Genomic DNA, 11,086 nt, shown 5'->3' with positions numbered 1-11,086 from the left:
TGGGGAGCTGCAAGCTGCGCTTCGGGGCGGACAAGCCGCTGCCCTATGGCGGGTTCCCTGCCTCCGGCCTGCTACGCACCTGATTCGCGCCACCATCGAGTAACCATCCAGCCCGCCATGTGCGGGCTTTTTCATGGGCGAGACCATGCAACAGAGCACCCTGCAGGCCATCCAGGCGCACGCCGTGGCAGAGTACCCGCGCGAGTGCTGCGGCCTGATCGTGGCCGGCGCCGATGGCGAGGCCTACATTTCCTGCCGCAACGTGGCCACCACGCCCAGCGAGCACTTCCGGCTGCCGGCTGAGGACTACGCCGACGCGGAGGACCAGGGCGAGGTGCTGGCCGTCGTGCACAGCCACCCGAACGCCTCTGCGGCTGCCTCCGACGCTGACCGGGTCATGTGCGAGGCCAGCGGCCTGCCGTGGCACATCGTGAGCGTGGGCCAGTGCACTGGCGCAGATCCGGAGTGTGGCGACCTACAGACCATCGAGCCCTGTGGCTACGAGGCCCCGCTGGTTGGCCGCCAGTTCGCCCATGGGGTGCTGGACTGCTACACCCTGGTGCGCGACTTCTACGCCCGCGAGCTGGGCATCCAGCTCAGCCAGTACGAGCGCGAGGACGACTGGTGGGAGAAGGGCCAGGACCTCTACAGCCTGGACCGGCTGCGCGCCGAGGGCTTCGAGCTGATCGATGGCGAGCCCCAGCGCGGCGACATGGTGCTGATGCAGATCCGCTCGCCCGTGCCGAACCACGCAGGTGTCTACCTGGGCGACGGCCAGATGCTGCACCACATGCACGGCCGCCTGTCGGAGACGGTGGTCTACGGCGGCATGTGGGCCGAGCGCACGCGCTACATCGTCCGGCACAAGGGTGCCCGCCATGGCTGATCGCCTGCGCACCATTCGCCTATACGGCCTGCTGGGTGCTCGCTTCGGGCGCAAGTTCCGCCTGGCCGTCAGTAACCCCGCTGAGGCCGTGCGCGCGCTGTGCGTGCTGCTGCCGGGCTTCCAGCAGTACCTCATGGGCGCCAAGGCCAAGGGCATGGAGTTCGCCGTGTTCGTCGGGCGGCAGAACCTGTCCAAGGATCAGCTGCGTGATCCGCCAGGTGGTGACGACATCCGCATTGCGCCGGTGCTGATGGGGGCGAAGCGCGCGGGTGCGCTGCAGACGATTGTCGGTGCCGTGCTGATCGTGGTGGGCGCGATCTTCTCCTATACCCCGGTGGGCGTACCGCTCATGAAGCTGGGTGTGGCCATGGCCGCCGGCGGCATCGTGCAGATGCTTTCCCCACAGCCTACCGGGCTGGGTGCGAAGGACAGTCCTGAGAACACCCCGAACTACAGCATGAACGGTGCCGTGAACACGCAGGCGCAGGGCAACCCTGTACCCGTTGCCTATGGGGGCCACGACACCAAGGGAATGTTCGTGGGTTCAGCAGTGATCAGCGGCGGAATCTATGCAGAGGATCAGCAGTGAACGTAGCCATCAAGTATCAGCCCACGCAGCTGTCGCGTGCCTGCTCGCCGGCGGCGATTGCCGGTGCTGGCGGCAAGGGTGGCGGGAACGCCCGCACGCCGGTCGAGACCCCCGACAGCCTGCACTCGATCTCCTACGCCAAGATCTTGGACCTGATCAGCGAGGGCGAGATCCGGGGCTTGGTGGCGGGCAATCAGTCTGTCTACCTCAACCAGGTTCCGATCCAGAACAGCGACGGCACCCTGAACTTTGCCGGCGTGCGCGTGGAAACCCGTGCAGGCACGCAGGACCAGGAGTACATCGCCGGATTCCCATCGGTCGAGAACGAGGTCACGGTCGGGGTCGAGCTGCGCAGCAACGCGCCTGTGGTCCGCACGGTCTCTGGCGCTGACCTGTCTGCCGTGCGTATTCGATTCAGCGTTCCTGCGCTGCAGCGGCAGAACACGGAAAACGGTGATACCGAAGGCTACGCGATCGAGTATGCGATCGATCTGTCGGTGAATGGCGGCGCCTTCAGCACCGTGCTCACCAACGCGTTCCGCGGCAAGACCACCAGCGAGTACCAGCGCAGCCACCGCATTGATCTGCCAGCCGGCACCCAATGGCAGGTGCGTGTGCGCCGCCTGACGCCAAACGCGAACAGCTCCACCGTTGCCGATACGGTGAACATCCTCTCGCTGACGGAGATCATCGACGCCAAGCTGCGCTATCCCAACTGCGCGCTGGCGGCGGTGCAGGTGGATGCGAGCGCCTTCCAGAACGTCCCCTCGCGCGCCTACCAGATCTGGGGCCGCATCATCCGGGTGCCGAGCAACTACGACCCGCGCACGCGGGCCTACAGTGGCATCTGGGACGGAACCTTCAAGTCGGCATGGACCAACAACCCGGCCTGGGTGTTCTTCGACATTGTCACCAACGACCGTTTCGGCCTGGGCAATCGGATCCCGCTGGATTGGGTGGACAAGTGGCGGCTGTACGAGATCGCGCGGTACTGCGATCAGCTGGTCAGCGACGGCATGGGCGGCCAGGAGCCCCGGTTCACCTGCAGCCTGTACCTGCAAACCCGAGCGGATGCGTACAAGGTCCTGCAGGACATGGCCAGCATGTTCCGTGGCATCAGCTTCTATGCTGCTGGTCAGGTCATGGCCTCAGCGGACATGCCGAAGGACCCGGTCTACACCTACAGCCAGGCCAATGTGGTCGACGGCCGGTTCGCCTACGAGGGTAGCGCGCGCAAGGTTCGCCATACCGTTGCGCTGGTGTCGTGGACCGATCCTGACGACTTCGGCCGGCAGAAGGTAGAGCCGGTGCAGCTGCACGACGGCATCGCCCGCTATGGTGTGAACCAGATTGAGGTCACCGCGCTAGGCTGCCATTCGAAGTCGCAGGCGCAGCGGGTGGGCAACCACATCCTCTACAGCGAGAACCTGGAGACGGAGACGGTCACCTTCGCCGTGGGTCTGGACGCGCTGAACTGCATGCCGGGCGATGTGATTCAGGTGGCTGACGCCAACCGCGCAGGGCGCCGCAACTCTGGGCGCATCAGCGCGGCATCCGCCAACAGCCTGACGCTGGACGTGGTGCCACCGACCATGGCCGTGGGTGATCGCCTGCGCGCCACGCTGCCAAGCGGAAAGACCGAGGCGCGCACCATCAACGGGATCAACCCGGCCACGCGCGTAGTGACTGTCTCGGCGCCGTGGAGTGCGGTGCCGGTGGCACAGTCGATCTGGGCGACCGAGTCGACCGACCTAGTGCTGCAGCAGTTCCGCGTACTGAGCATCGCCGAGGAGGAGGGGCTCACCTACCGCATCACGGCGCTGCAGCACCGCCCGGACAAGTTCGCTGCCATCGATGACGGCACCCGTCTGGAGCCGCCGCCGATCAGCGTCATTCCGCCGAGCGTGCAGCCGCCGCCGGCCAACGTGCGCATGTCGTCCCATGTGGTGATCGACCAGGGCATCGCCACGCCGGTGCTGACGATTGAGTGGGATGCGGCCGACAAGGCCATCGCCTACGACGTGGAGTGGCGCCGGGACGACCTGAACTGGGTGCGTGCTGGCAGGGTAGGGACCACCAGCTGCGAGGTGCGGGGCATCTATGCCGGCAAGTACCTGGCCAGGGTGCGCGCGGTCAATGCGCTCAACGCGGTTTCGCAGCCTACGCTGAGCATGCTCACGGACATCAAGGGCAAGACCGAGCCGCCGCCGGCGCTGACCTCGCTGACCGCCACGCCGGTGGTGTTCGGCATCCAGCTGGCATGGGGCTTCCCGCCTGGTGCCACCGACACCGAGCGGACGGAGATCTGGCGCAGCGCCGGGCCGGACCGCGCCAGCGCCACGAAGTTCGCCGACTTCGCCTACCCGCAGAACCGCTACCAGCTGGACGGCCTGGCCGCCGGTGCGCGGTTCTACTTCTGGGGTCGCCTGGTGGACAAGAGCGGCAACATCGGGCCGTGGTATCCGGCCGGTGCTGGCGTCATGGGCGAGGCCAGCACCAACCAGTCGGACTACGACGCGTACTTCTCTGGAAGGATCAGCGAGAGTGCGTTGGGCCAAGACCTGCTGGCCAAGATCGACAGCATCGACCAGATCGTTCCTCTGATCTGGGAGGCGGGCGCCACCTATGACCCCGGCCAAACCGTGATCCACAGCGGCAAGATCTGGCTGTGGAACGACAACGCGCCGGGCAATGAGGAGCCGCCGGGCACGAAGTGGAAGGACGTGGGCGATGCAGTCGCGCAGGCTGGTGCGGTGGCCGGCAGAGTCAGCACCTTGGAACTCCAAGTCAACGATCCGGAGACCGGCCTGCAGGCCATTGGCCAGAAGACCGATGGCCTGTTCGCGCAGCTCGATGTGCAGGCTGCCGGTGATAGTGACTGGGGTGCAGGCGACTCCACGGTGTTCGCGGGCACGCTCACCATCCAGACGGTTATTGCTGAAGGCGACTACGCCCAGGCGAAGCGAACGGACACGGTGGAGGCGAAGGTCGGTGAAACGCAGGCGATCGTTCAGCAGACCTCGCAGGCCGTAGTCGACCTGGACGGAAAGATCAGCGTCTCCTACAGCGTGAAGATGCAGATCGCCGCCAATGGCCAGTACTACGCGGCCGGCATGGGTATCGGCATCGAGAACCAACCGGACGGCAGCTACCAGAGCCAGATCCTGTTCCAGGCCGATCGCCTTGCCCTGATCAACGTGATCAACGGCCAGGTGACCACGCCGTTCGTGATTCAGGGCGGGCAGACGTTCATCAGCCAGGCGCTGATCGGCACGGCATGGATCAACACGGCCAACATCGCGGATGCGGCAATCACCAACGCAAAGATCGGCGGCGTCATCCAGTCGGACAACTATGTTCCCGGGCAAACCGGCTGGCGAATCAGCAAGGACGGTGGATTCGAGTTGAACGGAAACACTCCCGATGGATACAAGTTGCGCGTAGTCAATCAAGGCGTCTACGTTTATCACCCGAACGGAATTCCAGCTGTTGAAGTTGGGGTGTTGCTGTGACCTTGGTTGGGCTCCGCATACGACGAGCTGATGGCTACGTGGAGACCACGGTCACCACCAAGCTGTCGAAGATGATCGGGTCCTACAGGTTTCCGCTCTACAACCCGGTGAACTCCAACAACAAATGGGTGGCACCGCCTGAAGCGAACGGAGGGCTCGTCGTCAACGACTTCTCCGGCGGCGAGCCCTTCTACTACTTCACGTGCGAAGGCCAGCGATCGGTGTACGGCATGCTGGTTCCATCGGTGACCATCTCGGGCAACACCATCAACTGGTCTTGGGATCCTGACGTGGTGAACTTCCACGTCAGGATGGAGATGTTCCCGAGCAAGCCCACAACGGAAACCGTTGGCGGCATCACCCTTCACTATGGAATCTACAGCTGATGGCCGTCGGACTACGCGTGCGGAACCAGGGAACCGGGCAAATCCAGATCGGGGCCGGCTATCGGAACCTGCAGCTGGCAAAGTCCGGGACGTTGAACACTGGATCCTTCTCTGGCGGCGGGACCGGCGGCTCGCCGCCGTTTGCCTCGTGGTCGCCTAGTGGGGCCTTGGCCTCAACAAACGGAACAACGAATCTCCACGTCTGCCGCTACATCAACGACAGCGTGGCAACTACGACGGGATTCACTCTGGTGCAGAGCGGTGTGACGTGTTTCGTCTACGCTTCCAATCAGGCGCCGAACAAGACGCTGGAGTACTACACATTCAACGCCACCGAGCGTGCGGCCAGTGGGCCGGTCGGTCTGCGCATGCGCGGTGAAGACGGCACGGTGTTCTACGATTCAAGGCGAAATGGCATCCGCGTGCTGCAGGTGGTGCCGCTGCCAACGGTCCCGGGGCCTCCCGTTGAAATCGGCCAGTTCTTCCCGGGAGTCAAGATCGGCATTGCCATTCCGTCACCGCGCTTCTACTACTTCGCGCAATCGCAGGATCGCTGCACGATGTCAGCTGACCACTTCCACATGACCAGCGACAACCGGATATTTCTGTCGAGGTTGCAGGTAACTCAGCAGACCCTGATCTCGAACACCTTCCCGGTGGGTGGCGTGACGATGGGGCCGCAGAACGCAACGATCTTCATCGTGGACCTGACCGAGGTGCCGCTGGGGTTCGGATGATGCGGGACTATGCGACCTGCAGCAGCAGATCCTCGCGGTTGTTCCGCGGCGTGTTCACCGCGCGGCTGACGCGGTAGGCCTCCATCGCCGGTGGCTCGCTGGCCAGCAGCATGGCCATGGCGTCGTCGGGGCTGGCGGCGATCCACTCATCGATCTGGCCGGCCTGTAGCCACACCGGCATGCGGTCGTGGATGTCGGCCGACACGCCGCTGCTGTCGCCGGTGATGATGGTGAAGGTGCCCAGGTTGCCATCGGGCAGGAGCGGGCTGGTGTCCTCCCACAGGCCAGCGGCCAGCAGCGGCCCAGTTGCGTGGATGAACCACGGGTCTTTCTTCTCGTCGATCGGGCTCACCGACCACTCGTAGTACCCGGCCATGGGGATCACGCAGCGGCGCTTCTTGAAGGCCGCCCGGAACGCCGGCTTGGTCGCCACCGTCTCGATGCGGGCATTGATGGTCGAGCCCTGCAGGCCCTTGGCCTTGGCCCAGAACGGCAGCAGGCCCCAAGCCAAGCGGGTGACCTGCCGGCCTTCGCCGCGGTCCAGGATCACCGAGGCGCGCTGCGTCGGCGCCAGGTTGTAGCTGGCCTGTATCTCGGCCAGGCCGGGGGCAAGGTCAGCCAGCCCCGGCTGGCCGAAGTCGATCACGGGGAGCTGGACGAATCGGCCGCACATGGCCGGAGGTTAGCCCGGCCGACCGTGCCCGGGGCGTGTAGGGACAGCCCGACCCGACAGGACGACGTTGCCCGATGGCGCGAGCCGCGCAGGGCGGGCATTCTGACCTTGCCGGATCCGGGGCCGCAGGCAGCTCAACCCGGGGGCGCTTGAGCAGCGCCGAGCCGGCACAGAGTCGGGTCAGGCTCGACCCTGCGATTCGGGCAAATTGACGATTTCGTCAAATCGCCGATGCAGGCCTTAACAATTCCTTCGCCGAACGATTCAGCCAGGTCGCCACCGCGTTCGCAGGATCTGCGACGGCCGGCCGTATCCTTCCGGCCATGCAGTACTCCCACGGCTTCCGCACCGCCCCGATTCCCTCTGGCTGGGTCCAGACCGGCGAGCGCTGGGCGCTCTGGTACAACGGCCGCGAGACGGCCAGCGTTACTCCCGATGGCGGTCCCGGCGTGCGCCTATGGATGGAAGGCCAGAAGATGTGGGACGTGAAGGAGGTGCGCGCGGCCAATGTCCGGCAGGCGAAGCGCTACGGAGAGCGCTGGTGCGCCGCCAGGCTGTATCCCGATCTTCCTTTGCGCGAGGCCGTGGCCCGGCTGACCGACAACACCCCGATCCAGCCGCCGCCGCCAATGCCCGGACTGCCGCCAACCCGCGAGCAGCAGCAACAGGCCCGGCGCTTGGCAGAGGCTGGGGCGAAGGAGATCGAGCGAATCAAGGAAGCGCTGGAACCGCGCCGACCGCCGAAGGAGACCAAGCCCCGCCCGAAGGACGCGCGCAAGGCGTGGGTGAGGGCAGGGCTGCAGCAGATGCGTCGCGGCGTGTAGACGTCAGGCGACCCGCAGCTGCACCACGTTGCCATCGCGCAGCCGGTCCAGGTAGTCCGCCCACTCCTGCATCATCCGAACCCGCTCATCGAGGTGGGTCGTGCGGTTGTAGGCACGGCCGTTCAGATCCTTCACTTCATGGGCCAGCTGGTGCTCGATGATGTCGGGGCGGAACTTCAGGACCTCGTCCAGGATGGTGCGCGCTGTCGCGCGGAAGCCGTGCCCAGTGACCGTGCCCGACTCGAACCCCATTCTGCGCAAGGCCGCAGTCACTGCGTTCTCTGACATCGGCCGTGCTTTGGAACGAGCCGAGGGGAAGACGTACTTTCCCCGTCCGGTGAGCGGCTTGATTTCCTCAAGGATCGCGAGAGCCTGCACCGACAGCGGGACAATGTGCGGTCGGCGCATCTTCATCCTTCCCTTGGGGATCGTCCATATCCGCTCTTCAAGGTCGAATTCTGCCCACTCGGCCTGTCGTAGCTCGCCAGGACGCAGAAAAAGCATTGGAGCGAGGCGGAGGGCCATCCGAACCGTCAGCGTTCCAGAGTAGCCATACATAGCGCGCAGCAGGGGCGCCAGTTCGACGGGCTCGGTAACCGCGGCGTAGTGATTCTCTGGCGAGGGGGTAAGAGCGCCGCGCAGGTCCGCAACCGGGTCGCGCTTCGCCCTGCCGGTGGCGATGGCGTACCGCATCACCTGGCTGCAGTTCTGCATGATTCGGTGCGCCGATTCGATGGCGCCGCGGGCCTCAATGCGCCGAGCGACCGACAGGAAATCCGTCGCTTCCAACTCGGCCGCCGGTCGGCTTCCGACCCACGGGAACACGTCGTTGGCGAACCACGCTTCGACCTTGATGCGGTACTTCGGCACCCAATCGCGCTTGGCCAGCCATTCCCGTGCAATGACCTCGAACGTGTTGGCTCCCAGTTCCGCCCGAGCCACGGCTGCCGCCTTCTTGTGCTCGCCCGGATCCACCCCGCGCGCCAGCAGCTGCCGCGCGTCGTCCCGCCGCTGCCGGGCTAGAGCCAGGGTCACGTCTGGGTACACGCCCAATGCGAGCCGCTTCTCCTTCCCGTCGAAGCGATACTTCAGCCGCCACCAGCGGCTGTCCTTGGGCGAGATCTCCAAGTACAGACCGCCGCCATCGAAGATCTTCTGCGTGCGGTCCGTTGCTTTGGCCTTGCGAATGGCCAGATCGGTCAGTGGGGGCATGTGTCTTTCAGGTCCGGGCGGATGCCCCAAAATATGCCCCCACCGTCTCACGGCCTGCAACGAACTGACGCGAACTAGGCCGGAAAGTAAAAAAGCCCGGAAACCCTTGTGACGCGGGGGGTTCCGGGCTTCTCCGGTCCTTGACGGACCGTTCGTTGGTGGAGGTGGGCGGAATTGAACCGCCGTCCGAAGGCACTCCATCCCCAGCACTACATGCTTAGCTCACCGTTGAATCTCATCCCCGAGCAGCACGGTGTGCAAAGCGCACCCGGGAACCAGCCTGTTGTGTTCTAGTGCCGGACTGACAGGCAGCCGCCCAGCGCGATTCCATGATAATGACTCTACGCTGCGAGCATGGACACAAGCAGTTTCGAGGCTCCGCCTAAGTCGGCAGAAGGTCACGCACCGCAGTTTTTAGGCTGCGAGAGCGACCGGAGCGTAGTTGTCGTCGTTGGCAACTAGAGTTTTGCAGCTGGATTTACGAGGAAAGCTACCCCCTCGGCATGCGCCAGGCGACTTCACAACCCCCGTCGAAACCAATGCACCCCCGGCTTCTTCAAGCATTGCAAGGCTTTGGGGCCAATGCCGTCATAAAAGCTGACACTGACCCTGCCCAACGAGACGGATCTTACGGCAATCTTCCTGAACAGTCACGCGGGTGAGCGTCCGTCTCCCAGCTGATTGGCACGTTGCGATCCCTTGGGACACCGTGCTCGAATTTCCGGTACCACTCCACGGGGGGCCTCATGGCCATTTCCGTCAGCCCCGGCAACTGGGGACAGTATCGGATCGGGCAAGAGGTGCGCGGTGGCATGCTGTCGGCTGAATCGTCCTGGTACATCCAGCCACACGCAGATCGGGCGGCGAAGGCCCTCGCGGCGGCGTTTCCGGCAACAGGTCCTGCATCAGGGCTGCAGGCCGATCTGTTGTTGAAGGCAGTGGCATCGGTCTGTGCTCAAGACGGGCCGCAATAGCGCCAAACGCTGAAGCGGGCCGGCGTAGGTGCGATCAGGCTTGATAGCATCCAGATTCCTGAAGTTGAGCCAGTGGAAGGACGCCATGACGCTAGACGTTGCAGTAACAGATGAACCCAGCGACGAAGCGCTGGAGGTGATTGGCACCGGCTTGGACCAGTTCAATCTGGAGGCTGCAGGGTATGCCGATCGACGCGCGCTGGCGGTACTGGTTACCGATCCGGCCAGCGGCAAGGTAGTAGGGGGCCTTACCGGGCGAACCTCACTGGGCCTGTGGTTCGTTGATCTGTTCCATCTGCCAGCGGCCCATCGCGGCAACGGGCTGGGGTCGCGTGTGCTGAAGGCCGCAGAGGATGAAGCGCGGCGTCGCGGTTGCCGTTCCGGCGTGCTGTACACCCTCAGCTTCCAGGCGCCCGACTTCTATGTGAAGCATGGATGGGTCGTGTTCGGCCGGGTGCCATGCGATCCGGCCGGCACATGCAGGGTGTTCCTCAGCAAGGATCTGTCGGTGGGGTGAGCGCTGCGGGCGAGCCGCGGGTCCTGTCAATCCGCAACTTGTTGTAGAGCGTCTGTCATAGCGGATTGCTAACTTCGTGGGCACGAATTTGCGACACACTGGCGATGACCATCCGAGCCAGGACAGACACGGAGACCATGGGTGACCGATGCAAGCCAACAACGCAGCCTGCGGCAGCTGATCGGGCCGGTCGGTGCCGACTACCAGCGGCGTGCGTTGCCGCCGGGCTGGGTCTGGGCGGTGCTGGCGGTGCTGCTGGCGGCCACCTGGGTGACGGAGTTGCCGGCCACGGCAGCTGCGGCACTGGTCGCCAGCGCGGTGGTGGTGCACTGGTCGCAGCGCGGCCGCATCCATTGGCTGGGGTGGCGCCTGCCGGGCCTGGCAGTGCTGGCCGCCCTGCTGTGGGGGCCGGAAGTGCTGTCGCAGTGGTTCGAGCACGGGCTGGCTGTGGTGCTGATGTCGCTGGCCAGTCTCAGCATCGGCGTGCATGTGTGGCAGTCGCGACAGATGGCGCGCCAGCTGCAGGGCGCGGCCGATGCACTGGACGACGCCCAGTTGCTGGCGTTGCTGCCGGCTGATGCCGCGAACCTGGCCCAACAGTGGCGCTTGGGCGATGACCGTTACGCACCGGAGCTGGCGGTAGTGATGCACCTGGCGGTGATGCACGCGACGCTGTCGCCGCGGATGCGCAGGCAGGGCATGCTGGCGGGGTGACCCGCCTTTTGTAGAGTCGAGATCCTATGTTCGTGGTCAAGCCTGCTGGAAGCAGGCTTGAC

At 64.9% G+C, this 11,086-nt stretch carries 11 protein-coding genes and 1 other RNA gene; 9 read left to right on the top strand and 3 right to left on the bottom strand.

What is annotated here, in order from left to right; all coding sequences use genetic code 11:
* The first annotated feature begins 145 nt into the window (after positions 1-145).
* The 5 genes from QRO95_RS24060 to QRO95_RS24040 are packed head-to-tail and all read left to right on the top strand — an operon-like array spanning position 146 to position 6,110.
* Positions 146-886, top strand: a complete 741-nt coding sequence (locus QRO95_RS24060; RefSeq protein WP_285303636.1) for a C40 family peptidase — start codon at positions 146-148, stop codon at positions 884-886.
* Positions 879-1,475, top strand: a complete 597-nt coding sequence (locus tag QRO95_RS24055; protein WP_180853666.1) for a tail assembly protein — start codon at positions 879-881, stop codon at positions 1,473-1,475. The genes QRO95_RS24060 and QRO95_RS24055 overlap by 8 nt, the downstream gene beginning before the upstream one ends.
* Complete coding sequence (locus tag QRO95_RS24050; RefSeq protein WP_285303635.1) at positions 1,472-4,987, top strand: host specificity protein J; 3,516 nt, start codon at positions 1,472-1,474, stop codon at positions 4,985-4,987. The genes QRO95_RS24055 and QRO95_RS24050 overlap by 4 nt, the downstream gene beginning before the upstream one ends.
* Positions 4,988-5,025: 38 nt before the next feature.
* Positions 5,026-5,373, top strand: a complete 348-nt coding sequence (locus QRO95_RS24045; protein ID WP_285303634.1) for a hypothetical protein — start codon at positions 5,026-5,028, stop codon at positions 5,371-5,373.
* On the top strand, positions 5,373-6,110 hold the full coding sequence (locus QRO95_RS24040) for a hypothetical protein (protein WP_285303633.1): 738 nt from the start codon (positions 5,373-5,375) through the stop codon (positions 6,108-6,110). Before QRO95_RS24045 ends, QRO95_RS24040 begins: the two co-directional genes overlap by 1 nt.
* A 7-nt stretch (positions 6,111-6,117) precedes the next feature.
* Here the strand turns inward: QRO95_RS24040 and QRO95_RS24035 are convergent, their stop codons facing one another.
* Complete coding sequence (locus QRO95_RS24035) at positions 6,118-6,783, bottom strand: SOS response-associated peptidase (RefSeq protein WP_285303632.1); 666 nt, start codon at positions 6,781-6,783, stop codon at positions 6,118-6,120.
* A gap of 323 nt (positions 6,784-7,106) precedes the next feature.
* Between QRO95_RS24035 and QRO95_RS24030 the strand changes: the two genes are divergently transcribed.
* Complete coding sequence (locus QRO95_RS24030; RefSeq protein WP_285303631.1) at positions 7,107-7,607, top strand: hypothetical protein; 501 nt, start codon at positions 7,107-7,109, stop codon at positions 7,605-7,607.
* A 3-nt stretch (positions 7,608-7,610) separates the two neighbouring features.
* Here the strand turns inward: QRO95_RS24030 and QRO95_RS24025 are convergent, their stop codons facing one another.
* Together QRO95_RS24025 and ssrA are read right to left on the bottom strand one after the other, a co-directional pair.
* Positions 7,611-8,819 carry a phage integrase central domain-containing protein gene (locus QRO95_RS24025; protein WP_285303630.1) on the bottom strand — a complete coding sequence of 403 codons (1,209 nt, stop codon included), beginning with the start codon at positions 8,817-8,819 and terminating at the stop codon, positions 7,611-7,613.
* Positions 8,820-8,975: 156 nt separating this feature from the next.
* Positions 8,976-9,368, bottom strand: a transfer-messenger RNA (tmRNA) gene (gene ssrA / locus QRO95_RS24020).
* 197 nt (positions 9,369-9,565) lie between these two features.
* Between ssrA and QRO95_RS24015 the strand changes: the two genes are divergently transcribed.
* The 3 genes from QRO95_RS24015 (at position 9,566) to QRO95_RS24005 (ending at position 11,024) form a co-directional block, all read left to right on the top strand.
* Entirely contained in the window at positions 9,566-9,793 is a 228-nt protein-coding gene (locus tag QRO95_RS24015) for a hypothetical protein (RefSeq protein ID WP_228756320.1), read from the top strand.
* A gap of 85 nt (positions 9,794-9,878) precedes the next feature.
* On the top strand, positions 9,879-10,310 hold the full coding sequence (locus QRO95_RS24010) for a GNAT family N-acetyltransferase (protein WP_049400306.1): 432 nt from the start codon (positions 9,879-9,881) through the stop codon (positions 10,308-10,310).
* A 141-nt stretch (positions 10,311-10,451) separates the two neighbouring features.
* A complete protein-coding gene (locus QRO95_RS24005; RefSeq protein ID WP_285303629.1) occupies positions 10,452-11,024 on the top strand; it encodes a hypothetical protein in 573 nt (190 codons plus the stop codon).
* Positions 11,025-11,086 lie beyond the last annotated feature (62 nt).

Source organism: Stenotrophomonas maltophilia group sp. Smal13 (assembly GCF_030236855.1).
Classification (GTDB): Bacteria; Pseudomonadota; Gammaproteobacteria; order Xanthomonadales; family Xanthomonadaceae; genus Stenotrophomonas; species Stenotrophomonas maltophilia_A.
Note: the sequence above shows the minus strand (reverse complement) of the source record. Positions and strands in the feature narration are given on the sequence as shown.